This window comes from Burkholderia sp. PU8-34 (assembly GCF_053427725.1).
In genome coordinates, this window is record NZ_JBSAXC010000016.1 from 122,327 (window position 1) to 145,552 (window position 23,226).

22 protein-coding genes and 2 pseudogenes are annotated in these 23,226 nt (G+C 68.1%); 14 read left to right on the plus strand and 10 right to left on the minus strand.

The genetic code is table 11. The features are described 5' to 3' along the window. Positions 1-37: 37 nt before the first annotated feature. Positions 38-826, plus strand: coding sequence for an ABC transporter substrate-binding protein (locus ACV22Z_RS28930; protein WP_448079674.1), 789 nt, complete (start codon positions 38-40; stop codon positions 824-826). A gap of 380 nt (positions 827-1,206) precedes the next feature. On the opposite strand, the gene ACV22Z_RS28935 is transcribed toward ACV22Z_RS28930, so the two are convergent. The 3 genes from ACV22Z_RS28935 to ACV22Z_RS28945 all read right to left on the minus strand — a co-directional run bounded on the left by ACV22Z_RS28935 (position 1,207) and on the right by ACV22Z_RS28945 (position 2,741). Further along, a complete protein-coding gene (locus ACV22Z_RS28935) occupies positions 1,207-1,773 on the minus strand; it encodes a PadR family transcriptional regulator (RefSeq protein WP_448079675.1) in 567 nt (188 codons plus the stop codon). Between the two features lie 74 nt (positions 1,774-1,847). Further along, positions 1,848-2,279 (minus strand): Cd(II)/Pb(II)-responsive transcriptional regulator, encoded by a 432-nt coding sequence (cadR, locus tag ACV22Z_RS28940; protein ID WP_448079676.1) that lies wholly within the window; start codon positions 2,277-2,279, stop codon positions 1,848-1,850. Positions 2,280-2,339: 60 nt separating this feature from the next. Next, a complete protein-coding gene (locus ACV22Z_RS28945) occupies positions 2,340-2,741 on the minus strand; it encodes a hypothetical protein (RefSeq protein ID WP_448079677.1) in 402 nt (133 codons plus the stop codon). 135 nt (positions 2,742-2,876) lie between these two features. On the opposite strand from ACV22Z_RS28945, the gene ACV22Z_RS28950 reads away from it, so the two are divergent. Together ACV22Z_RS28950 and ACV22Z_RS28955 are read left to right on the plus strand one after the other, a co-directional pair. Next, complete coding sequence (locus tag ACV22Z_RS28950; protein WP_448079678.1) at positions 2,877-4,982, plus strand: heavy metal translocating P-type ATPase; 2,106 nt, start codon at positions 2,877-2,879, stop codon at positions 4,980-4,982. Between the two features lie 5 nt (positions 4,983-4,987). Further along, positions 4,988-5,099: pseudogene (locus tag ACV22Z_RS28955) on the plus strand (double zinc ribbon domain-containing protein); the annotation flags it as partial. A 198-nt stretch (positions 5,100-5,297) separates the two neighbouring features. On the opposite strand, the gene ACV22Z_RS28960 reads toward ACV22Z_RS28955, so the two are convergent. After that, positions 5,298-5,651: an AraC family transcriptional regulator gene (locus tag ACV22Z_RS28960; protein ID WP_448079702.1), complete on the minus strand. Its 354-nt coding sequence runs from the start codon at positions 5,649-5,651 to the stop codon at positions 5,298-5,300. A 265-nt stretch (positions 5,652-5,916) separates the two neighbouring features. On the opposite strand from ACV22Z_RS28960, the gene ACV22Z_RS28965 reads away from it, so the two are divergent. The 4 genes from ACV22Z_RS28965 to eutC all read left to right on the plus strand — a co-directional run bounded on the left by ACV22Z_RS28965 (position 5,917) and on the right by eutC (position 11,421). Continuing rightward, positions 5,917-7,380 carry a mechanosensitive ion channel gene (locus tag ACV22Z_RS28965; protein WP_448079679.1) on the plus strand — a complete coding sequence of 488 codons (1,464 nt, stop codon included), beginning with the start codon at positions 5,917-5,919 and terminating at the stop codon, positions 7,378-7,380. A 339-nt stretch (positions 7,381-7,719) separates the two neighbouring features. Beyond that, entirely contained in the window at positions 7,720-9,132 is a 1,413-nt protein-coding gene (eat, locus tag ACV22Z_RS28970; protein ID WP_448079680.1) for an ethanolamine permease, read from the plus strand. Positions 9,133-9,232: 100 nt separating this feature from the next. Then, positions 9,233-10,630, plus strand: a complete 1,398-nt coding sequence (locus tag ACV22Z_RS28975; RefSeq protein WP_448079681.1) for an ethanolamine ammonia-lyase subunit EutB — start codon at positions 9,233-9,235, stop codon at positions 10,628-10,630. Continuing rightward, positions 10,627-11,421, plus strand: coding sequence for an ethanolamine ammonia-lyase subunit EutC (gene eutC / locus ACV22Z_RS28980; RefSeq protein ID WP_448079682.1), 795 nt, complete (start codon positions 10,627-10,629; stop codon positions 11,419-11,421). Before ACV22Z_RS28975 ends, eutC begins: the two co-directional genes overlap by 4 nt. Here eutC and ACV22Z_RS28985 read toward each other — a convergent pair. Next, positions 11,360-11,664, minus strand: a pseudogene (locus ACV22Z_RS28985) (LysR substrate-binding domain-containing protein); the annotation flags it as partial. The gene eutC and the pseudogene ACV22Z_RS28985 sit on opposite strands and share 62 nt — an antisense overlap. Between ACV22Z_RS28985 and ACV22Z_RS28990 the strand changes: the two are divergent. Then, positions 11,609-11,776: a hypothetical protein gene (locus ACV22Z_RS28990; RefSeq protein ID WP_448079683.1), complete on the plus strand. Its 168-nt coding sequence runs from the start codon at positions 11,609-11,611 to the stop codon at positions 11,774-11,776. The pseudogene ACV22Z_RS28985 and the gene ACV22Z_RS28990 sit on opposite strands and share 56 nt — an antisense overlap. Before the next feature lie 29 nt (positions 11,777-11,805). Here ACV22Z_RS28990 and ACV22Z_RS28995 read toward each other — a convergent pair whose 3' ends face one another. Continuing rightward, positions 11,806-12,234, minus strand: a complete 429-nt coding sequence (locus ACV22Z_RS28995; protein ID WP_448079703.1) for a pyridoxamine 5'-phosphate oxidase family protein — start codon at positions 12,232-12,234, stop codon at positions 11,806-11,808. A gap of 207 nt (positions 12,235-12,441) precedes the next feature. On the opposite strand from ACV22Z_RS28995, the gene exaC reads away from it, so the two are divergent. The 3 genes from exaC (at position 12,442) to ACV22Z_RS29010 (ending at position 16,117) form a co-directional block, all read left to right on the plus strand. Continuing rightward, positions 12,442-13,968 carry an acetaldehyde dehydrogenase ExaC gene (exaC, locus tag ACV22Z_RS29000; protein ID WP_448079684.1) on the plus strand — a complete coding sequence of 509 codons (1,527 nt, stop codon included), beginning with the start codon at positions 12,442-12,444 and terminating at the stop codon, positions 13,966-13,968. A gap of 285 nt (positions 13,969-14,253) precedes the next feature. Continuing rightward, positions 14,254-14,811, plus strand: a complete 558-nt coding sequence (locus ACV22Z_RS29005; RefSeq protein ID WP_448079704.1) for a hypothetical protein — start codon at positions 14,254-14,256, stop codon at positions 14,809-14,811. Positions 14,812-15,082: 271 nt separating this feature from the next. Continuing rightward, a complete protein-coding gene (locus ACV22Z_RS29010; RefSeq protein WP_448079685.1) occupies positions 15,083-16,117 on the plus strand; it encodes a helix-turn-helix domain-containing protein in 1,035 nt (344 codons plus the stop codon). A 172-nt stretch (positions 16,118-16,289) separates the two neighbouring features. On the opposite strand, the gene ACV22Z_RS29015 is transcribed toward ACV22Z_RS29010, so the two are convergent. Further along, positions 16,290-17,402 carry a glycosyltransferase family 9 protein gene (locus tag ACV22Z_RS29015; protein WP_448079686.1) on the minus strand — a complete coding sequence of 371 codons (1,113 nt, stop codon included), beginning with the start codon at positions 17,400-17,402 and terminating at the stop codon, positions 16,290-16,292. Further along, on the minus strand, positions 17,399-19,102 hold the full coding sequence (locus tag ACV22Z_RS29020) for a thiamine pyrophosphate-binding protein (protein ID WP_448079687.1): 1,704 nt from the start codon (positions 19,100-19,102) through the stop codon (positions 17,399-17,401). Before ACV22Z_RS29020 ends, ACV22Z_RS29015 begins: the two co-directional genes overlap by 4 nt. 390 nt (positions 19,103-19,492) lie before the next feature. Here ACV22Z_RS29020 and ACV22Z_RS29025 point away from each other — a divergent pair, with 390 nt between their 5' ends. Genes ACV22Z_RS29025 through ACV22Z_RS29035 form a run of 3 tightly spaced genes read left to right on the plus strand, consistent with a single transcriptional unit; the run spans position 19,493 to position 20,487 of the window. Then, a complete protein-coding gene (locus tag ACV22Z_RS29025; protein WP_448079688.1) occupies positions 19,493-19,951 on the plus strand; it encodes an antitoxin PaaA2 family protein in 459 nt (152 codons plus the stop codon). Then, positions 19,948-20,232, plus strand: a complete 285-nt coding sequence (locus ACV22Z_RS29030; protein ID WP_448079689.1) for a type II toxin-antitoxin system RelE/ParE family toxin — start codon at positions 19,948-19,950, stop codon at positions 20,230-20,232. The genes ACV22Z_RS29025 and ACV22Z_RS29030 overlap by 4 nt, the downstream gene beginning before the upstream one ends. A gap of 18 nt (positions 20,233-20,250) precedes the next feature. Next, positions 20,251-20,487 (plus strand): AbrB family transcriptional regulator, encoded by a 237-nt coding sequence (locus tag ACV22Z_RS29035; RefSeq protein WP_448079690.1) that lies wholly within the window; start codon positions 20,251-20,253, stop codon positions 20,485-20,487. Between the two features lie 27 nt (positions 20,488-20,514). Here ACV22Z_RS29035 and ACV22Z_RS29040 read toward each other — a convergent pair whose 3' ends face one another. Next, the gene (locus ACV22Z_RS29040; protein ID WP_448079691.1) at positions 20,515-21,903 is read right to left on the minus strand and encodes an L-serine ammonia-lyase; all 1,389 of its coding nucleotides are present in this window, start codon (positions 21,901-21,903) and stop codon (positions 20,515-20,517) included. A gap of 27 nt (positions 21,904-21,930) precedes the next feature. Continuing rightward, positions 21,931-23,085, minus strand: coding sequence for an alginate lyase family protein (locus tag ACV22Z_RS29045; RefSeq protein ID WP_448079692.1), 1,155 nt, complete (start codon positions 23,083-23,085; stop codon positions 21,931-21,933). Positions 23,086-23,226: the final 141 nt, after the last annotated feature.

Genomic DNA, 23,226 nt, shown 5'->3' on the forward strand with positions numbered 1-23,226 from the left:
GGCGCGCAAGCGCAAGTTCGATAGACAGGAGATCACGATGAAACTGAAACACCTGAAACTCTGGCTCGCGCTCGCCTGCGCGCTCGGCTCCGGCGCGGCGCTCGCCGACGCGCAGCAGACGCTGCGTTTCGGCCTCGAGGCGCAGTATCCGCCGTTCGAATCGAAGGCGCCGAACGGCGACCTGCAAGGCTTCGACGTCGACGTCGGCAACGCGGTCTGCAAGGCCGCGCAGCTGTCGTGCAAGTGGGTCGAAACGTCGTTCGACGGGCTGATCCCGGCGCTGAAGGGCCGCAAGTTCGACGCGATCAATTCGGCAATGAACGCGACCGAGCAGCGCCGCCAGGCGATCGATTTCACGACGATCATCTATCGCGTGCCCACGCAGCTGATCGCGCACAACGGCAGCGGCCTGCTGCCGACGCCGGAATCGCTGAAGGGCAAGCGCGTCGGCGTGCTGCAGGCGTCGATCCAGGAAACCTACGCGAAGGCGCACTGGGAGCCGGCGGGTGTCGCGATCGTCGCGTACCAGGACCAGAACCAGGCATATGCGGATCTCGTGTCGGGGCGTCTCGACGCAACGCTGGTGCTGGCGCCGGCCGGCCAGCGCGGCTTCCTGACGCGTCCGGACGGCAAGGATTTCGCGTTCGTCGGCCAGCCGGTGCGCGACGACAGGATCCTCGGCAGCGGCATCGCGTTCGGGCTACGCAAGGGCGACGACGCGCTGAAGGCGAAGCTGAACGCGGCGATCGAAAAGCTGAAGGCGGACGGCACGGTGAAGTCGCTCGGCCAGAAGTATTTCGGCAACATCGACATCTCGACGCAGTAACGGCCGGGGGCGCGCCGCGATGACGAACGCTGGCGATGCGCGGGTGCTCGCAGGACGTCATGTACCTCGTCATGCGCGCCGCGCGGCCGTTCTCGTCGCAACCCCAAATTTAAAAAATTCATTCCACGGGAATGCCCGAAATCGCCCGCATGGCCGCGTCGCTCGTCGCTTGTTTGGCTCGGCCAAACGGCGCTCCCCAGGGACAGCTTCCAGTTCTTCTCACCCAGCTCCAAAGCCATATACAGTCGCCGAGCTACCGTCGTATCCTGCCCTTGAAGGGTCGTGTCGGGCGCATCCATTTGCGTGCTCCTTTCGAGAAACGAGTCTTCGAATCCTCGTTTTACTCCTGGGGGCTTACTTCCACGGCTCTTCCATAGTATCTAGCCGTCGACCCAGCTCAGCGCGCCGATCTTCAGGTGCTCGACCACGCTGCGCACCCAGCCGAGTTCGGCATCGAGCAGCACGAGCGCGTGCTCGTTCTGCAGCAGGAACAGCCGCGACACCTGTCTGGCCTGCGCGGCGTTGCGCAGCGCTTCGAGACGCTCGCGCTCGGCCTCGAGCGCGGTGATGCGACGCTCGAGCAGATGGCGGGCATCGTCGGCATCGAGCAGCGGCAGGAACGCGAGCCCGGCGCCGAACGTCGGGAATTCACGGGCCGGCTCGGCGAGCAGCGCATGCAGCCAGGCACCCCCTGCGGCGCGCCCCGCATCGGTCAGCGCGTAAAGCGTGCGTTCCGGAAATGCGCCGTCGCGCTCGGTGTCGTGCACGGCGATCAGGCCGTCGCGCAGCAGCCGGTCGATCGTCTGATACAGGCTCGTGCGCTGCCGCACGTTCACGACTTCGTCGTGGCCGCGCGACTTCAATTGCTGCAGCATCCCGTACGGATGCATCGGGGCTTCGGTGAGCGTCGCGAGGATCGCGAGTGCCAGGGGCGATGGGCGATTCATGAATATGAATAGTCAGCGTATATCTAGTAAATATATGACTAGTTTATGCGTGACTATCTTATTCGACAAGGCTCTCAGCCGAGGTGCGTACGTTTCGCGGCCGGCGCGACCGTCTCCATCGTCGCGAGTCCGTGCACGATCCCGCAATCCTCGACCGAGTGTTCGCCGACGCATTGGCGGCGCAGTTCGGTCAGCTGGTCGCGCAGATGCGTGAGTTCCGCAAGGCGCGCATCGACGTGGCCGATGTGCTCGTCGAGCAGCGAGTTGATCGAATCACAGCGGTCGCCGGGCGTATCGGTGAGCCGCAGCAGCGCGCGGATTTCGTCGTGCGCCATGTCGAGCGCGCGGCAGTTGCGAATGAAGCGCAGCCGTTCGACGTGCGTTTCCGTGTAGTTCCGGTAGTTCGCATCGGTGCGCTCCGCATCGGGCATCAGGCCCTCTTTCTCGTAGAAGCGGATCGTCTCGGGCGTGCAGCGCGCCGCTTTGGCGAGTTCGCCGATCTTCATACCTTTCTCCCGATCAATGCTTGACCTTGTAGTGACTTCAGGGTGTTAACTCTACACCGTCTAGCCATTCAGGAGGTTGCGATGACCGACGCCCAGCGTCCCCACGACGAACGACACCGCACTGACGGTGCCATCGCTGCATGCTGCGCCAATACGCACGACGCATGCGACGTGGCTGCCGCCGACGCGGCGCCGGAGGCCGGCGGGGCCGTGCACGGCGGGCAAGCCGCCGCGCGGGCGACGCAACCGCAAGCCTGCGGTCACGACCACGCACATGAGCATCACGCCGAGGCCGAGCACGACGACGGCCGCGCGCCTCGCCACAGCCATGCGCGCACGGATGGCCACGGTCATGACCATGCTCCCGCTTGCAGCCATGATCACGGCCACGATCATGCGCACGGCCACGGCCACGGCCACGGCCACGGCCATGACCATGACCACGGACATGATCATGGACATGACCACGATCATGCGCACGACCACGACCACGCCGCCGGCGACTGCTGCGCGCCCGCGGCGCTAACGCTCGCGCCACTGCCCGCGTCGCAGGCCACCGCTTCAGGCCACGTGCGTTCAGCGTTCCGGATCATGCAGATGGACTGCCCGACCGAGGAAACGCTGATCCGCAAGAAGCTCGGCGGCATGCGCGAGGTCGCGACGCTCGAATTCAACCTGATGCAGCGGATGCTGACCGTCGAGCACGCACCGGGCGCGCAGGCGGCGATTGCCGGCGCGATCCGCGCGCTCGGCATGACGCCCGAGGCCGCATCGGCCGGCGCACCGGCGACGTCCGCCGAACCCGCGCCGGCGAAACCGTGGTGGCCGCTCGCGCTGGCGGGCGCCGCGGCGCTCGCGTCGGAAGCGGCGAGCTGGCTCGGCCAGCCGTCGTGGCTTGTCGCCGCGCTTGCCCTCGCGGCGGTGCTCGCGTGCGGGATCACCACGTACAAGAAAGGCTGGATCGCGCTGCGCAACGGCAACCTGAACATCAACGCGCTGATGAGCATCGCGGTGACGGGCGCGATGGCGATCGGCCAGTGGCCCGAAGCGGCGATGGTGATGGTGCTGTTCACGATCGCCGAACTGATCGAGGCGAAGTCGCTCGACCGTGCGCGCAACGCGATCCAGGGGCTGATGCGGCTCGCACCCGACACGGCGACCGTCCAGCAGGCCGACGGCGCGTGGCGCACGATCGAGGCTGCCCGCGTGGCACTCGGCGCGGTCGTGCGCGTGAAGCCGGGCGAGCGGATCGGCCTCGACGGCGAAGTCGTTGCGGGCCGCTCGACCGTGAACCAGGCGCCGATCACCGGCGAAAGCCTGCCCGTCGAGAAGACGGCCGGCGACACCGTGTTCGCCGGCACGATCAACGAGTCCGGCTCGTTCGACTACCGGGTCACCGCAGTCGCGGCGAACACGACGCTCGCGCGCATCATCCACGCAGTCGAGGAGGCGCAGGGCGCGAAGGCGCCGACACAGCGCTTCGTCGACCAGTTCGCGCGCGTCTACACGCCGATCGTGTTCGCGATCGCGCTGCTCGTCGCGGCGGTGCCGCCGATCGTGATGGGCGGCGCGTGGCACGAATGGATCTACCGCGCGCTCGTGCTGCTGGTGATCGCGTGCCCGTGCGCGCTCGTGATCTCGACGCCGGTGACGATCGTGTCGGGGCTCGCCGCGGCGGCGCGGCGCGGGATTCTCGTGAAAGGCGGCGTCTATCTGGAAGAAGGCCGCAAGCTTGTGTGGCTCGCGCTCGACAAGACCGGCACGATCACGCACGGCAAGCCGGTGCAGACCGATTTCGTGCTGCGTGCGGCCGATGCCGACGCCGTGCGTGTCCGGCACCTCGCCGCGAGTCTCGCCGCGCGTTCGGATCACCCCGTGTCGCAGGCAATTGCGGCAGCGGCCCGCTCGGCGGACGCCGCACCGTTCGCCGACGTACAGGACTTCGAAGCATTGCTCGGGCGCGGCGTGCGCGGCACGATCGATGGCGCGGGCTACTGGCTCGGCAACCACCGGCTCGTCGAAGAGCTCGAGCGCTGCTCGCCGGAGCTCGAAGCGCAGCTCGACGCGCTCGAGCGGCAGGGCAAGACCGTCGTGATGCTGATCGACGACGTGCGCGTGCTCGGCGTGTTCGCGGTGGCCGACACGATCAAGGACACGAGCCGCGCGGCGATCGCCGAACTGCATGCGCTCGGCATCCGCACTGCGATGCTGACGGGCGACAACCCGCACACCGCGCAGGCGATCGCGCAGCAGGCCGGCATCGACGACGCGCGCGGCAACCAGCTTCCCGAGGACAAGCTGGCGGCAGTCGAGGAGCTGGCTGCCGGCGCGGGCGCGGTCGGGATGGTCGGCGACGGGATCAACGACGCACCGGCGCTCGCGCGCGCCGACATCGGCTTCGCGATGGGCGCGATGGGCACCGACACCGCGATCGAGACGGCCGACGTCGCGCTGATGGACGACGACCTGCGCAAGATTCCCGCGTTCGTGCGGCTGTCGCGCGCGACGCACCGCGTGCTGGTGCAGAACATCGGCTTCGCGCTCGGCGTGAAGCTCGTGTTCCTCGGCCTGACGGTCGCGGGGTTCGGCACGATGTGGATGGCGGTGTTTGCGGACGCGGGCGCGAGCCTGATCGTCGTCGGTAACGGGTTGCGGCTGCTGTCGTCCGCAGGGGTGTTCGGCGGCGCGCCGGCGAAACGCTGAGGAGCGCGCGCTTCTGCGCTCAGTGCGGCGCAGCGCGGCAAGGCCTGCAACCGTTGCCACTCGGCGCTGGCCGCCGACGCGCGCTTCTGTCCGGCGTGCGGCACGCAGGCCGCCTAGCGGCCTGTTCCCGCAATACGGCCGGCAACGCACGTTCCCCTGATCTTGAAAATTCATTCGTGGGGGCAGGCCTTCGGGGCTGACCGCCAGAAGGGCCCGTTATCAGCGTGAACAGGCCCTGGCGGTCACGCTCGCCGGCAACGGGCGCGCGCCCGGCTGGCACCGGTTCATTCCGAGACCGGCGCGCTGAAGCACGGGTCAGCGCAGCGGCAGGTAGATCTCGGTGCGCAGCTCGGCCGGCGCCGCATCCATCGGCGTATTCAGGTACAGCTCGAATGGCGGCGCGTCGGCGGCTTCGCGGCCCGAGTGACGCAGCCAGTCGCCGTACAGCCACTGATAAGCCGCCTTCAGGTCCGCGTACGGCCCCGTGTGCAGCAGCACCGCATATTCGCCGCCCGGCACCGTCACGCGCTCGACGGGCGGTGCCGGTTCCACGTCTGGCGCACCGTCGGCCGGCACGAAGTAGCGGATAGATGGGCCGGCAGGCGCGAGCGAAGCGGATCGCGTCGCGCATCCGGCAAGGCGTTTCTGTTTCTTCTTTGATCGGCAGATCCGGGCAAGATCGACGCCAAGTTAGCACGATGCGCGTTGAAATATCGCGCTGACTTGCGTAGTCGCCAGGCCGAACCGACCCCCATTTAATTTTGAAATAAGGTTCCGACCTCGTCCGTCAGTGTCTAAAGTTAAAGACGGTGAAATCGGAGGAAGTCGTCATTTTTCTGAGTTAAGTTGCACGAGCGGGATAGCGCGTCATTTCGAAGTACGCAGGTAGTTCGTCGATCTTCAATCGCAACGCCACGTTTTCGGGAGAGAAGAAATGGATGCATCCAGCTTCATCACAACGCTGCAGACCACGCTAGGGGGGTACCTGCCGAAGATTGCCGGCGCGATCGGCATCCTGGTGATCGGCTGGCTGATCGCCGTGACGGTGCGGGCCGGCACGCTGCGCCTCCTCGGTGCGCTGAAGGTCGATCAGCGCATCACCGAAAGCACGGGACAAGGCGCGTATGTCGAGCGGATCATCGCCGGCGGCCTGTTCTGGCTCGTGCTGCTCGTTACCGCGGTGGGCATCTTCAACGTGCTCAACCTGTATGCGGTGTCCAATCCGTTCTCGCTGCTCGTCACCCATATCGTCAACTACCTGCCGAACCTGATCGGCGGCGGGGCGCTCACGCTGATCGCGTGGCTGATCGCGTCACTGTTGCGCAGCCTCTCGAACCGCGCGCTGAAAGCGTGCAAGATCGACGACAAGCTGACCGAAAGCGCGGGCATGCAGCCGATGAGCGGCTATCTCGGCGACGTGCTGTTCTGGCTCGTGATCCTGATGTTCCTGCCGGCGATCCTGTCCGCGTTCTCGCTGTCGGGCCTGCTGTCGCCGGTGCAGGGGATGATCGACAAGCTGCTCGCGATCGTGCCGAACGTGTTCGCGGCGGCGGTGATCGGCGTCGTCGGCTGGATCGTCGCGCGCGTGCTGCGCGGGCTCGTCACCAACCTGTTGATCGCTGCGGGCGCGGACAAGCTGACGGAGCGCGTCGACACCCCGACGCCGGTACGCGTGTCGAGCTTCGTCGGCACCGTCGTCTATGTGTTCGTGTTCGTGCCGACGCTGATCTCCGCACTCGACGCGCTGAAGATCGACGCGATTTCGGGCCCCGCGACCAACATGCTGAACCAGTTCCTCGGCGCGGTGCCGGACATCGTCGCGGCGCTCGTGATCGTGCTCGTCACGTTCTATTTCGCGCGCTTCGTCGCCGCGCTCGCGCAGAAGCTGCTGGTCGCGGCGGGCGTCGACGGTCTGCCGAAGGTGCTCGGCGTCGAGCCCGTGTTCACGGGCATGCTGCAGCCGTCCGTGCTGGTGGCGAGGCTGATCGTGTTCTTCGCGATGCTGTTCGCGGCGGTCGAGGCCGCGAACCGGCTCGGCTTCTCGCAGGTGCGCGACGTCGTCACGCTGTTCATCGAATTCGGCGGCCACGTGCTGATGGGCGGCGTGATCCTCGTGATCGGCTTCTGGCTCGCGGGCTTGGCGCGCCGCGTGATCCAGCAGGCGGACAGCGAGCACAGCGTGCTGTTCGCGCGCATCGCGCAGTTCGCGATCCTCGGCCTCGTGTTCGCCATGGGGCTGCGCGCGATGGGTATCGCGAACGAGATCGTCCAGCTCGCGTTCGGCCTCGTGCTCGGCGCGATCGCGGTGGCGGTCGCGCTGTCGTTCGGCCTCGGCGGTCGCGAGGCGGCCGGCAAGCTGCTCGACCGCTGGTTCAACCAGCGCGGCGGCGGGCAGTAACGCGCATGCGCCCGGCCGCCGCGCCGGGCGCGCGCGGTGGGCTCGCGGTGCGCGTGTTATGCGTGCAGCCGCGCCGATTCCCCGCCGATTTTCTGCCGATTTTCTGCCGATTCCCCGTGCGGCAACGCTTCGCGCATTGGCGCACGTCTGCTGCACGTGCCTGTTACACAGGTGCATTACCGTCAGCGAAATGACAGCACGGACCTTTGCCGAATTTCGATAACACCGCAATTAATGACTCACTAGCATCGATTCTCAGTCGTGCAGACCTGCCCAGGCGCAACCGCCCTCGCGGTGCGCCAGACGGGCGGGAGGTTGTGCGCCCTACAGGAGAAACCGATGAAAGCAGAGTCGAATGGCCGGCCCGCCGCCGGCGCCAGGCCGTCCGGCCAGCCCGCGCTGCAGCAGACGCTCGGGACCTGGCAGTTGTGGGGTATCGCGGTCGGCCTTGTGATTTCCGGCGAGTACTTCGGCTGGAGCTACGGCTGGGCGAGTGCGGGCACGCTGGGCTTCGTGATCACCGCGCTGTTCGTCGCGGCGATGTACACGACCTTCATCTTCAGCTTCACCGAGCTGACCACGTCGATTCCGCACGCCGGCGGCCCGTTCGCGTACGCGCGCCGCGCGTTCGGCCCGACGGGCGGCTATCTCGCCGGCGCCGCGACGCTCGTCGAGTTCGTGTTCGCGCCGCCCGCGATCGCGCTCGCGATCGGCGCGTACCTGCACGTGCAGTTTCCGGGGCTCGAACCCAAGCACGCGGCAATGGGCGCGTATCTGGTGTTCATGGCGCTGAACATCGTCGGCGTGCAGATCGCCGCGACCTTCGAGCTCGTCGTCACGCTGCTCGCGATCTTCGAGCTGCTGGTGTTCATGGGCGTCGTGTCGCCGGGCTTCGCGTGGAGCAACTTCGTGAAGGGCGGCTGGGCCGGTGCCGATCATTTCAGCGTCGGCGCGTTCCACGGGATGTTCGCGGCGATTCCGTTCGCGATCTGGTTCTTCCTCGCGATCGAAGGCGTCGCGATGGCGGCCGAGGAAGCGAAGAACCCGAAGCGCTCGATCCCGATCGCGTATGTCGCGGGCATCCTGACCCTCGTCGCGCTCGCGGTCGGCGTGATGGTGTTCGCCGGCGGCGCGGGCGACTGGACCAAGCTCGCGAACATCAACGATCCGCTGCCGCAGGCGATGAAGTACATCGTCGGCGCGAACAGCGGCTGGATGCACATGCTCGTGTGGCTCGGCCTGTTCGGCCTCGTCGCGTCGTTCCACGGGATCATCCTCGGTTATTCGCGCCAGATCTTCGCGCTGGCCCGCGAAGGCTACCTGCCGGAGTGGCTCGGCAAGGTGCACCCGCGCTTCAAGACCCCGCATCGCGCGATCCTCGCGGGCGGCGTGGTCGGCATCGCGGCGATCTATAGCGACGAACTGATCCAGTTCGGCGGCCAGACACTGACCGCCAATATCGTGACGATGTCGGTGTTCGGCGCGATCGTGATGTATATCGTCAGCATGGCCTCGCTGTTCAAGCTGCGCCGCGCGCAGCCGAACCTGGCCCGCCCGTTCCGCGCGCCGCTGTATCCGTTCTTCCCGGCATTCGCGATCGTGGCCGCGATCGTTTGCCTCGGTACGATGGTGTACTTCAACGGGCTCGTTGCGGTGGTGTTCGTCGTGTTCCTCGCGCTCGGCTACGCGTACTTCCTCGCGACCCGCGCGCAGCGCGAGGGCGCGCCGGGCGACGCGCTGCTCGAGGAATGAAGGTGAAGGGCCGCTGACAGGTCATTGACGGTCACTGAGGCGGCATCCGGCGCGCCCGCTGCAGCGGCGCGCCGACGGTTTTGGCAAGGAGACTCGCAGAATGTCCTATACGGAGACGATCGGTCCGCGCACGTACCGCTTCGCGGACCTGAAGACGCTGCTCGCGAAGGCGAGCCCGCTGCGCTCCGGCGACCAGCTCGCCGGCGTCGCGGCGGCGAGCGAGGAGGAGCGCGTCGCCGCGAAGATCGCGCTCGCGGGCGTGCCGCTCAAGGCATTCCTGAACGAAGCGGTGATTCCCTACGAAAGCGACGAGGTCACGCGCCTCATCGTCGACGACCACGATGCGCAGGCCTTCGCGGAGATCTCGCACCTGACGGTGGGCGACTTCCGCAACTGGCTGCTGTCGCCCGCGGCGGACGGCGCCGCACTCGAGCGGATCGCGCCGGGCCTCACGCCGGAAATGGTCGCGGCCGTGTCGAAGCTGATGCGCAACCAGGACCTGATCGCGGCCGCGCGCAAGCGCTGCGTCGTCACGCGCTTTCGCAATACGGTCGGGCTGCCGGGGCGGATGTCGGTGCGGCTGCAGCCGAACCATCCGACCGACGACGTGAAGGGCATCGCCGCATCGATGCTCGACGGGCTGATGTACGGCTGCGGCGACGCGATGATCGGCATCAACCCGGCAACCGACAGCCTCGCGGCGATCGTGAAGCTGCTCGCGATGATCGACGGATTCCGCGAACGCTACCGCGTGCCGACGCAGTCGTGCGTGCTCACGCACGTGACGAACACGATCGCGGCCGTCGAGAAGGGCGCGCCGGTCGATCTCGTGTTCCAGTCGATCGCGGGCACCGAGAAGGCGAACGCCAGCTTCGGGATCTCGCTCGCGCTGCTCGGCGAGGCGCGCGAGGCGGCGCTGTCGCTGAAGCGCGGCACCGTCGGCAACAACCTGATGTACTTCGAGACGGGGCAGGGCAGCGCGCTGTCCGCGAACGCGCACCATGGCGTCGACCAGCAGACCTGCGAGGTGCGCGCGTATGCGGTCGCGCGCAAGTTCGAGCCGTTCCTCGTGAACACGGTGGTCGGGTTCATCGGGCCCGAATACCTGTACGACGGAAAGCAGATCATCCGTGCGGGGCTCGAGGACCACTTCTGCGGCAAGCTGCTCGGTGTGCCGATGGGCTGCGACATCTGCTACACGAACCACGCGGAAGCGGACCAGGACGATATGGACACCTTACTGACGCTGCTCGGCGCGGCGGGCATCAACTTCATCATGGGGATTCCGGGTGCCGACGACGTGATGCTGAACTACCAGAGCACGTCGTTCCACGACCAGCTTTACGTGCGCGAGGTGCTCGGCCTGCGCCGCGCGCCCGAGTTCGAGGAGTGGCTGGAGACGATGGAGATCGCCGATGCGCACGGCGCGTTGCGCGCTGCGTCGGCGCGCGTGCCGCTTCTGGCTGGCGCGAACGACTGGATGGGGTTGTCATCATGAGCGATGCCGTCGAAAAGAATCCGTGGGGCCAGCTGAAGTCGTTCACAAACGCGCGGATCGCGCTCGGCCGTGCGGGCAACAGCCTGCCGACCGCGCCGCTGCTGGCCTTCAACCTGTCGCATGCGCAGGCGCGCGACGCCGTGCATCAGCCGCTCGACGCCGATGCGCTGCGGCGCGAGATCGAGGCGGCCGGCCTGCTGCCGACGCTCGGCGTGCAGAGCGCGGCACCGGACCGCGACCACTATCTGCGCCGGCCCGATCTCGGCCGCAAGCTGTCGGACGACAGCCGCGGGCTGCTCGCGGGCTATGGCGCGGCGCTCGACGACGCGCCCGACGTCGTGTTCGTGGTCGGCGACGGGCTGTCCGCGTTCGCGGCCGCGAAGCAGGCGTTGCCGCTGTTGCAGGCGGTGCGGCCGCGGCTCGAAGCGGACGGCTGGCGGATCGGGCCGGTGGTCGTCGCGCGGCAGGCGCGCGTCGCACTCGGCGACGAGATCGGCGAACTGCTGCGCGCGTCGCTCGTCGCGATGCTGATCGGCGAGCGGCCCGGCCTCAGCTCGCCGGACAGCCTCGGTGTCTATCTGACCTGGGCGCCGAAGGTCGGCTGTCACGATGCGTTGCGCAACTGCATCTCGAACGTGCGGCCCGAAGGGTTGCCGTACGAAGCGGCGGCGCACAAGCTTCACTACCTGATGACGCATGCGCGGCGCTTGAAGCTGACGGGCGTGGGGCTCAAGGACGACAGCGACGCGCTGCTGCCGGAGACCGAGACGGAGCGGATCGGCGCGACCTGAACAGCCGCTCGCACCGGAAATCGACGAACACCCTGAGCTTCGGCGACAACGGCCGGCTTGACGGCGAGACGATCGAGAATTGCCCGGGCGCGATCCGGTAGTCGTCGAGCGCGTCGCGCGCGAGGAAGTCGGGCATGGAGCCGATGCCGAGACCCGCGAGCACCGCGCCGTGCGGCGCAGCGCTTCCATGTTGTTGCAGGTCATCGCGGTGCGCGGCTTCAGCGGCGTGCCGTCGATGCTCGCGCGCTACGCGCATGCGTTCGACCATCTGCAGATCGGGCTGGCCATCGTCACGCTACGGTGCGCGGCGGTCGTATTCGTGTTTCTCGGCGGGCGGCGCCGGATCGGAACCTAAGCGGAACCTAAGCGGAACCTAAGCGGAACCTAAGCGGGAACGAGCGCTGGCAGCGCGGCGTCCGCGCGCCGATGCGCGCCATCGACCGCAACGACGACATAGCGCTGCGCGCCCGGCCACACGTGCGCCCAGCGGCGCGCGTCCTCTTCGATGCTCGCGCGCCCCTGCACGAGCCACGTCGCCTTCTGCGCAAAATCGACGAACAGCAGCGCGATGCCGGGGTTCACGAGCAGGTTGCCGATCGTGTTGAACAGGTTGTTGCCCGCGAAATCGGGCAGCACGAGCGTGCCGGCGTCGGGTATGTCGACGAGCGGCTCGAACGTGCCGTCGCCGCGCGGCTGGCGTCCGCGGTACGAGCAGTCGCTGTCGCCACACGCATTCGCGGTCGCGACGATCAGGAACGCCTGCTCGCGGATGAACGCGATCGCGCGGCGCCGCACCTTTGCGACTGTTGGAATTTCGAACGCCCCGCGTCGCGCGGATCAATCGTGGTGTTCAGGTTTGGAGCAGTCGCCTGTTCCATGCCGGCGCGGCGCACGGCGCGCGGCCGTGCCGGCCGTATCGGCTTCCACTTCGGCTTCGTTTGGCATGCATGTTGCATAAACTGCTCAAGCGCAACCAACCGGCGCTGCATTCCGACAAGCACGATGAACAGGAGACATGTGATGAACCCGTTTGACCTGAAACAACTGGGCCTCGACGTCGAATATCCGTATCGTCAGCAGTACGACAACTACATCGGCGGCAAGTGGGTGCCTCCGGTCAAGGGCGAATACTTCGAGAACGTGTCGCCGATCAACGGCCAGCCGTTCTGCCGCATTCCGCGCTCGAGCGCGGACGACATCGAGGTCGCACTCGACGCGGCGCACGCCGTGCGCCGCAAGTGGGGCAAGACGTCCGTGACCGAGCGGGCGAACCTGCTGCTCGCCGCGGCCGAGCGCATGGAAAAGAACCTGAAGCTGCTCGCCGTCGCTGAAACGATCGACAACGGCAAGCCGCTGCGCGAGACGATGGCGGCCGACCTGCCGCTCGCCGTCGACCACTTCCGCTATTTCGCGGGCTGCATCCGCGCGCAGGAAGGCGGGATCTCCGAGATCGACGACAACACGGTCGCGTACCACTTCCACGAGCCGCTCGGCGTCGTTGGCCAGATCATCCCGTGGAACTTCCCGCTGCTGATGGCCGCATGGAAGCTCGCGCCGGCGCTCGCGGCCGGCTGCTGCATCGTGATGAAGCCCGCCGAGCAGACGCCCGCGTCGGTGCTCGTGCTGATGGAACTGATCGGCGACCTGTTCCCGCCGGGCGTGATCAACATCGTGAACGGCTTCGGCAAGGAAGCGGGCGAAGCGCTCGCGACGAGCAAGCGCATCGCGAAGATCGCGTTCACGGGCTCGACGCCGGTTGGCCGGCACATCCTGCACGCGGCCGCCGACAACCTGATTCCGTCGACGGTCGAGCTCGGCGGCAAGAGCCCGAACATCTTCTTTGCCGACGTGCTCGACCAGGACGACGCGTTCCTCGACAAGGCACTCGAAGGCCTCGCGATGTTCGCGCTGAACCAGGGCGAAGTGTGCACGTGTCCGTCGCGCGTGATGATCCAGGAGTCGATCTACGATCGCTTCATCGAGAAGGCTGTCGCCCGCGTCGAGCGCATCAAGGCCGGCCACCCGCTCGACCCGACGACGATGATCGGCGCGCAGGCATCGCAGCAGCAGCTCGACAAGATCCTGTCGTACATCGACATAGGCCGCGGCGAAGGCGCGCAATGCCTGACGGGCGGCGAGCGCACGGCACCCGCTGCGGATCTCGGCACCGGCTACTACGTGAAGCCGACGATGCTGCTCGGCAACAACAAGATGCGCGTGTTCCAGGAAGAGATCTTCGGGCCGGTCGCGTCGGTGATGACGTTCAAGGACGAGCAGGAAGCGATCGAACTCGCGAACGACACGTACTACGGCCTCGGCGCGGGCGTGTGGACGCGCAACGGCACGCGCGCGTACCGGATGGGCCGCGAGATCGAGGCTGGCCGCGTGTGGACCAACTGCTACCACCTGTATCCCGCGCACGCGGCGTTCGGTGGCTACAAGCAGTCGGGCGTCGGCCGCGAGACGCACAAGGTGGCGCTGTCGAACTATCAGCAGACCAAGTGCCTGCTCGTCAGCTACCAGGCCGAGGCGCTCGGGTTCTTCTGAGCGTGGTTTGCTGCCGTTCGCGTTCGGGCGCGCATGCGCCTGAACGCAGGCCGGGCCGCGCGGGCGAGGGTTGCCCGCCGGCGCGTCGCCGGTGGCTGTTTCACCGGAGCCGGAGCGACAGCAACGCCGCTTCGGCGGTCCGGCCCTGTCGATGGGGGCGGGCGATGCGCGACGCCCGCCGCTGACGACGGGCATGCTGGCTTTGCCATCGGCAATCGCTGCACCGGCCGGCGGTGGCTGGCGGCCAGCGGCGGCCTGCGCCGGCGCGACCTGCAAGGAGCCGACATGGCGGAACCGATTCGACCGACTTCCCGGCATCCGGTCTTTCACGACGGTGAGCTCGACGCGCATCGCCGCTTCGGTGTCGCGGACGAGGCCGAGCGCATGAGCGATGTCGTCACGACGCGCGTGAGCATCGGCGTACGACATTTCATCGAGACGCAACCCTTCATGTTCGTCGGTACCGGATGCGGCGGCCGCGCGAGCGTGACCTGCGACATCGTGCAATCGATGCGCGACGCGAATGGCGAATGGCTGCCGGTTGTCAGGGTGCTCGATACGAAGACGCTGCGGTTCGCGCTGCCCGCGGCCGGCGAGGGCGTCCGGATCGATGCGGCGCACTGCAACGGAAACGGGGTTGGATTGCTGTTCGTCGATTTCCTGCGCGGTATCCGGTATCGGATCAACGGCCGGGCGGTCGTGCACCAAGTGCTGTCCGATGCGGGTGCCTCCGCCGCCGTGCCGTGGCCGGCGGGCTGTCCGATCGTCGAGCTGACCGTCGCGCAGGCGTACGGCAATTGCGGCACGCGCGTCGTGCGGTTGCGGCCCGAAGGCGGTGCGTGACGAGGTATGGGAAATGGTGTGAGAAGTGATGTGTGAAGTGGTGTGCGAGGTCGTGCGTGATGTCATGCGTGATTTCGCCGCGTACCGCACCAGCCCGGTGCAGGCCGCACGCCATCCCGGTCTGCCCGCATTGCGCGTGCGTGCACGCCGTCGTTGAATGACGGGCTTTGCGCCGGATTGCATGCCGGTTGCCCGCAGTTCGGCACGGGACTTGCGTGGGATGTGGGGTTCCAGGCGGGACCAGCGCACGCGGGTCGACAGGAGAAACACGATGAGTGAACGAGAGGTGCACGCCGGCGAACCGACGGCCGAGGACACGCGGCGCAACGCGCACGGCGATGACGCGTCGGCCGGGCAGGCCGTCGTCAGCGTCGCACACGACGCCGACGAGCAGGCGCGCAACCTGATCGGCTGGCGGCAGACTTACGACCAGCTCGCGGCGGGCCGCTTCGTCGGCACGCTGACCGAGCTGCCGCTCGACACGATGAAGCTGTTCCGCGAATCGACGAGCCACCTGCTGCGCCAGGCGTGCGAGGTGCGCGGCGACGCGTACTGGTTCGGCATTCCGCTCGTGCGCGACGGCGCGGCGCGCGTCGACGCGTGCCGGATCGAGGCCGGCGCGCTCGCGTTCCGGCCCGGCAACGTCGAATTCGAATTGCTGACGCCCGCGCAATTCTCGATCTACGGCATCGTTGTGCGCGGCGACATGCTGCGCCGCTATGCGGAACAGGTCGAGCAGTGCGGGCTCGACGAGCGCCTGCCGACCCAAACGGTGATGCAGGTCGGCGAGGCGCGGCTCACGCGGCTGTGCGCGCTGCTCGGGCGCCGGCTCGACGACGCGGCCGCCGCTGCCGCGCCGCTGTCGGACCCGCAGCGCAACGACCTGCAGGCCGAGGTGCTCGCCGCGCTGTTCGACGTTTGCGCGCTGCCCGCCGACGGTGCATCCGGCGCCGGGCTCGCGAAGCGCCGCTGGATCGTCGATCAGGCGCGCGACTACGTGCTCGCGCATCGCACGCGTCCGGTCGGCGTGCCCGAGCTGTGCGAGCAGCTGCACGTGAGCCGCCGGACGCTGCAGTACTGCTTCCAGGACGTGCTCGGGATGGCGCCGGCGACCTATCTGCGCACGCTGCGGCTGAACGGCGCGCGGCGCGACCTGTGCGGCCGCGCGGTCGGGTCCGTGCAGGACGTCGCCGAGGCCTGGGGCTTCTGGCACCTGAGCCAGTTCGCGACCGACTACCGCCGGATGTTCGGCAAGCGGCCATCGGAGACGCTGCGCGACAGCGTGACGATGGTCGCGGTGGGGTGACGCAACGGGGAATGGCGGCAAAGACCGCTCATGCGTAGCCGGGTCGACGGGCGAACGCGTGCCGGGCGCGCAGGGCGAGGCCGTTCGACGCTGACCCGATAACTACGGCCGTGAGCTTGGCGATGGCTCAGGCTGAATGCCGAGCGCCCGGAAATCCGCCGTGTACGACCGGTCACTCCGGCGGCGTGCCTGCGGGATCGCGCCGCACCGCAGGCCACGCCAGTGCGTCCCAGTCGACCGCCCGGTACGCGGCCTCGACCGCCGCCAGGTCGTCCGGCGATTCGCTGCGATGCAATCCGCGCAACGCTTCCGGCACGTCGAGCGCGACCGGCACGCAATGCGGATAGTCGCGCACCCGCAACGCTGGCGCGATCGTCGTGAAGCATGCGAGCGTCGGCACGTCGAAGCCGTCGGCGAGGTGGGCCGCCGCCGTGTCCGACGAGAACAGCAGGCTCGCCCCCTTGATCCATGCGACGAATGCCGCGGTATCGCGCGCGTGTCTGCTGACATCGACGTAAGCGGGATGGGCGACCGGCCCGAACCCGGCGACGGGCAGCCGATAGCGCCGCGCAAGCGCGTCGACGAACCCGGCGCGCAACGCTGGCGGCACGCTGCGCACCCCGGTGCTTGCGCTCGGGCAGAACAGCACGTACGGCCGCCGCCATGCGGGCGGCAGCGCGGGCAGTTGCAGCCGGGCGAGCCAGCGGTTGCGCTTCGCGCACGCAGGTAGCGCCGCCGGATCCACACCGAGCGCGTCGAGGAAGAAATCGATCATCGGCAGCCGCGCGAACGCGGGCCAGTACAGGTGATTGCCGAGATCGATGCACGGCGCGCCGGCGGGCAGCGCTTCGACCCGCCACGGCAGCGTGCGCGATGGCGCGACGACGTCGGCTGCGAGCGCATACAGCGCCTCGACGTAGCGCGGCGTGTGCTCAGGGCGGTACAGCGTGAAGCGCAGGCCAGGATGCGCATCGCGCAGCGCGGCGAGCGCGGTCAGGCCGATCACCGAATCGCCGAGCGCGACGCCCATCCCGTTGATCACGTGGACGTGCATCCGGCCGTCGTAGTCGAGCCGGAACGGCCGGGTCGCGGCATGCAGCAGACCGAGCGCGGGCGCGGCCGGAACATGGCCGAGCGCAGCGCCGGCCGCCGGGCTTGCGCCGTGCTCGACGTCATACGGCGCGACGAGCATGCCGTCGGGGGCAAGCAGCGTGCCGGGCCAGACAAGCGCGTCGTCGCGCGATAGCGCCGCGCCGGCCGGGACGGCACGGGTGTCCATCGTCATGCGCCGCGCGCGCGGCGTCCCTGTTCCCGGATTTGCGCGAGCGTTGCCGCCGGCGTGCTCGCCTCCTGCGGCACGCGGATCTCGATCAGCGCGGGCAGCCCGCAGGTCAGCGCGCGCTCGAGCGCGGGCGCGAAGTCGGCGGTGCGCTCGACCGTCTCGCCATGCGCGCCGAACGCGCGTGCATACGCGGCGAAATCGGGGTTCGTGAGCCCCGTGCCGTGCACGCGCCCAGGGTAGTTGCGCTCCTGATGCATGCGGATCGTGCCGAAATGGCCGTTGTTGACGACGATCACGACGATGTTGAGCCCGTACTGCATCGCGGTGGCGAGCTCGCTGCCGGCCATCATGAAGCAGCCGTCGCCGGCGAGTGCGACGACGGCGCGCGCCGGATACAGCGACTTCGCGGCGAGCGCGGCAGGAATCCCGTAGCCCATCGCGCCGCTCGTCGGCGCGAGCTGCGAGCGGAAATGCCGGTACGCGAAATGCCGGTGCAGCCAGATCGCGTAGTTGCCGGCGCCGTTGGTCAGGATCGCGTCGTGCGGCAGGCGCTCGCGCAGCTGCACCATCACGTCGCCGAGCTGGACGTCGCCCGGCATCGGCAGCGGCGCGTGCCATTCGCGGTAGGCGCGATGCGCGTCGGCCGCGCTGCCGGCCCACGCGGGCGCGGCCGGCGGTTCGAGCGCGGCGATGAGCGCCGCGATTTCCGGCATCCCCGACACGATCGGCAGGTCCGCCGCATAGACCCGGCCCAGCTCGTCCGCGCCCTGGTGGACGTGGATCAGCGTCTGGCGGGTCTTCGGGATGTCGAGCAGCGTGTAGCCGCCGGTGGTCGCTTCACCGAGGCGCGGCCCGAGCGCGAACAGCAGGTCAGCTTCGCGGATGCGCTTCGCGAGCGCGGGATTGATGCCGAGCCCGACGTCGCCCGCGTAGTTCGGGTGCGCGTTGTCGAACGTATCCTGGTAGCGGAACGCGCACGCGACCGGCAACTGCCAGCGTTCGACGAAGGTCCGCAGGTTCGTGCACGCATCGGGCGTCCAGCCGCTGCCGCCGACGACGAGGAACGGCCGCTCCGCGCGGGAGAGCCGCTCGCGCAATTCATCGATCTGCGCGGCGGACGGCGCGGCCGCGACGCGCTTCGCGGGGGGCGCGACCGGCTGCGGCGCGCACGGCTCGGACAGCACGTCTTCCGGCAGCGCGAGCACGACCGGTCCGGGCCGGCCGGAGGTCGCGACGTGGAACGCGTGGCTCAGGTATTCGGGGAGGCGGCGCGGGTCGTCGATCTGCGCGACCCATTTCGCCATCTGGCCGAACATCCGGCGGTAGTCGATTTCCTGGAACGCTTCGCGGTCGAGGTGCTCGCGTGCGCACTGGCCGATGAACAGGATCATCGGCGTCGAATCCTGGAACGCCGTGTGCACGCCGATCGACGCGTGCGTTGCGCCGGGCCCGCGCGTGACGAACGCGATGCCGGGGCGGCCGGTCAGCTTGCCGACCGCCTCCGCCATGTTCGCGGCGGCCGCCTCGTGGCGGCAGACAATCGTCTGGATGCGCGCGGTGTCGTCCGCGAGCGCATCGAGCACGGCGAGGAAGCTCTCGCCCGGCACGCAGAACACGCGTTCGACATGATTGGCGAGCAACGCGTCGACGAGCAGGCGCGCGCCGTTGGCGCCGCGCTGCTCGAGATCCGTGGAATGCGACATGGGATGCCGTCTCCCTGGGTAGCGGGACGTACAGCTTACGCCCGATCGGGTGACGGTGAAAAGTGTCGGAACGCGGGTGAGGAGAGATCAATCGGGCAAGCCGATCGCTGCTGCCGTCTGGCCTGTCACTGTGTCCGCGACTGACGCCGAATGCGAGTTCGCACGCTGTCCGGGGGAGCGAAGCGCTGGCTGAGCGGCTGGACGACGCCTTTCGGGTGGCCGGAAGGACAGCTTGCGCGGGCTCGCCAGTCAGTCAAAAGTACCGCAACGGGTGCCGAATCGAATTTCCGTTCGGATCATCGACAATGCTCTTCCTCAAATAACAGTAAAATGGTCGCTCACTCAATAGTAAAATTCCTTCCCGGTTTATTGATGCGGGGAAGAGTCATCATGGCAGCCGAAACGATCGACCAGAAGACGCTCACCCAGCTTGTCGAGGCGGGTGCCGTGCGCGCCGCGCGTGTGATCGGCCACGGCAACGGCTGGACCGTCGCGGCTCGCTATGGCACTACCGAGCGCTTTCTGTCGGCCAAGCGCGGCGACGTGCGCGTGTTTCGCCGGTTCGAAACGCTGGTCGGCTTTCTGCGCGACCTGGGCATCAGCCAATTCGACGTGGACGCTTCGGATTTCGATCCAGATGCCGCGGGCCGGGCCACCCGGCCTGATCGCGCGGCGGCGCTGAAAGCGGCCCACGAGGCGGCTGCTTACGATCGCTGGTTCCGCGAGCAGGTGCAGCAGGCGCTGGACGATCCGCGCCCGTCCGTTCCCGACGCAGAGGTCAAGGCCGAGTTTGCGTCGCGCCGTGACGCGCTGCGCCAAAGAATCTCGAAGCAGCGGGGTAGCGCTTGACCCTTGCGCTGCACTGGAATCCGAAAGCGCTCGAGGATCGCGCCGCCATCATGGACCACATCGGCCAGGACAACCCCGTGGCCGCGCTGGAGCTTGATGAGCTGCTGGAGGAAAGGGCCGCGGCGCTGCCGGCGCGCGCCGAGCTGTACCGGCATGGGCGCGTGTCCGGCACGCGGGAGCTGGTGATCGCGCGGAACTACGTGCTTGTTTATCGCGTCCAGCAAGCCGAACGCGTCGTCGAGGTTCTGCGTGTGCTGCATGCCAGGCAGCAGTGGCCGTAACAAAAGCTGGAGATGACAATGCATGTCACCCGAGCGCTCAGGAACGGCAACTCCCAAGTCGTGTGCATACCCGAGGATCTGGCCTACGAGCGCAGCGACATCGAACTCGAAATCGAGCGCGTGGGCGATGAGATTCGTATTCGACCGGTACGACGCTCGTTGGCCGGCGCGCTCGAGAAGTTCGCGAAATTCGGGCCGGACCTCATGGCCGAAGGACGCGGCGAGCAGGAGCAGGTTGAGCGCGTGGGTTGCTGATGTCGTACCCGCTCCTGCCCCTTGCCGTCAGCACTCGACGATATTCACCGCCAGCCCGCCGCGCGACGTTTCCTTGTACTTCGTCTTCATGTCGGCGCCGGTTTCGCGCATCGTCTTGATCACCGAATCGAGCGACACGTAGTGCGTGCCGTCGCCGCGCAGCGCCATCCGCGCCGCGTTGACGGCCTTCACCGACGCCATCGCGTTGCGCTCGATGCACGGAATCTGCACCATCCCGCCAACCGGGTCGCAGGTGAGGCCGAGGTTGTGCTCCATGCCGATCTCGGCCGCGTTCTCGACCTGGCGCGGCGTGCCGCCGAGCACCGCGGCGAGCGCGCCCGCCGCCATCGAGCATGCGACCCCGACTTCGCCCTGGCAGCCGACTTCCGCGCCGGAAATCGACGCGTTGAGCTTGTACAGCACGCCGATCGCGGCGGCCGTCAGCAGGAAGTCGATCACCCCTTGCTCGTTCGCACCCGGCGTGAAGCGCGTGTAGTAATGCAGCACCGCCGGGATGATGCCGGCCGCGCCGTTGGTCGGCGCGGTGACGACGCGTCCGCCGGCCGCGTTTTCCTCGTTCACCGCGATCGCATACAGGTTGATCCAGTCGATCATCGACAGCGGATCCTGCAGCGCGCGCTCCGGGCTGCCCGTCAGCGTGCGGTACAGCTGCGGCGCGCGGCGCTTGACCTGGAACGGGCCGGGCAGGTTGCCGTCCGCGTCCGGGTTGCCGATCCCGCAGCCGCGCGACACGCACGACTGCATCACGCTCCAGATCTTCAGCAAGCCGTCGCGGGTTTCTTCCTCGGTGTGCCACGTGCGCTCGTTTTCCCACATCAGCTGCGCGATCGACTTGCCGGTCGACTCGGTCAGCGCAAGCAGTTCCGCCGCGTTGCTGAACGGATGCGTCATCTGCTCGGCCGCGCTCAGCACCTTCGTGTTCGGCGCGCCGGCCGTCACGACGAAGCCGCCGCCGACCGACAGGTAAGTGCGCTCGACGAGCACCGCGCCGCTCGCGTCGGTCGCGCGCAGCTTCATCCCGTTCGGGTGCTCGGGCAGCGCCTGGCGGTAGAACGCGATGTGCTCCTTCAGCACGAACGGGATCGGGTGCTTGCCGAGCAGCGCGAGCGTCTTCGACGTGCGCACGGCGTCGAGGCGCTCGGCGATCGTGCCGGGGTCGACGGTGTCGGGCGCGTCGCCGAGCAAGCCGAGCATCACGCCGCGGTCCGTGCCGTGGCCCTTGCCGGTTGCGCCGAGCGACCCGTACAGCTCGACTTTCACGTTCGCGGTCGCGTCGAGCATTCCGTCGCGCTCGAGGCCCTGGACGAACATCAGCGCGGCGCGCATCGGGCCGACCGTGTGCGAACTGGACGGGCCGATGCCGATCTTGAAGAGGTCAAACACGCTGACTGCCATTTTGTTTCCTGTCTTGCTGTAAGTAGTCTAGCGCGCCTGCAGCGGCAAGCACGCGGCTAGCCATGCGGGCGGCGTCGGGGAAAGCTGCTGCGCGACCGGCGCATAACGCCCGTCGAGCCGCGCAGCCAGATAAAAGAGCTCGGTGGCGTTTTTCGGGTCCCACTGCCCCGTGTAGCCCGGAATCCCGGCCTCGCGGCGCTTCGCGTCGAACGCGACCGGCGAATGCACGAATTCCTCGTGCGTCTTCTCACCGCGCGCATACGGCACGAGCCAGTCGAGCGCGGCGGCGAGCGTCGCGCCGTTCGTGCCCTTTTCACGCAGCCAGTTGCGGTTGAAGCGGCGCGCGGCCAGCGCCGCGGTCGCGAGCGGCTGCAGGTCGTACACCGCATAGTGCAGCGCGTCGCGCTCCTCGAAGTCGAACGTCGTGCCGTCCGGGCCGATGTTGTCGGCGAGATGCTCGACGAACAGGCGCTGCGCGGCGTTCATCATCTTGCGGTCGCCGAGCGTGAACGCGGACAGCGCGATCAGCTTGATCCGGTGGCTCTGCCAGTTGTTGCGCCAGGTGCCCGTGAGCGGGCGCTTCTGCGCGTCGATCTGCGCGACGTAGCCGGCGCCGAGTTTCGCGATGAATGCCGACGCCGCATTGCGCGTCTTCACCGGCAGCGCGCTCGCCGTCATGTCGTACGCGAGGATCAGGCTGTCGAAACGCGTCTCGTCGATCGGGTTGAAGCTCGGCTGGTAGGTCGTGACCCACGCATACAGGAACCGGTCGACGAGCTGCAGGTAGCGCGGCGCGTTCGTCACGCGCCACGCGAGCGCCGCGTCGCGCATCAGCTCCATGTCCTTCAGCGCGTCGGCGCTCTGGTCATAGATGCCTTCATGCGGCAGCGTGCCCTCGGTATGCACGCGGGGCATCGCCTTCGGCTGGGCGCCGATGCGCGCGTCGACGCCGCGGATCAGCGCCTGCACGCCCGGCTCGGCCTGCGTCGTTTCGCTCGACTGCAGCGCGGGCGCCGCGCAGAAATTCATCGCGGCGCGCGCGCTGCCCGCCGCGCCAAGACCGGCAGCGGCGATCGACAGCGACGCGACGAGCGTCGGCACGACCGCGCGGGCGTGCATGCGCCGCGACATGTGCCGTCGCATATGCCGTGATTCGCGGCCCGGAAACATCGAACGCACCATGCGGAACTCCTTCATTGGCTGGATCGCGTGTGATGTTAGCCGGATTGGGGGACGAACGTCAGGCGGATTGGCGGCCAACGTAAAAACCGCACGCAACCGGCAGGTTGCGTGCGGCACAGCATCGGGCCAACCGCGGACGAC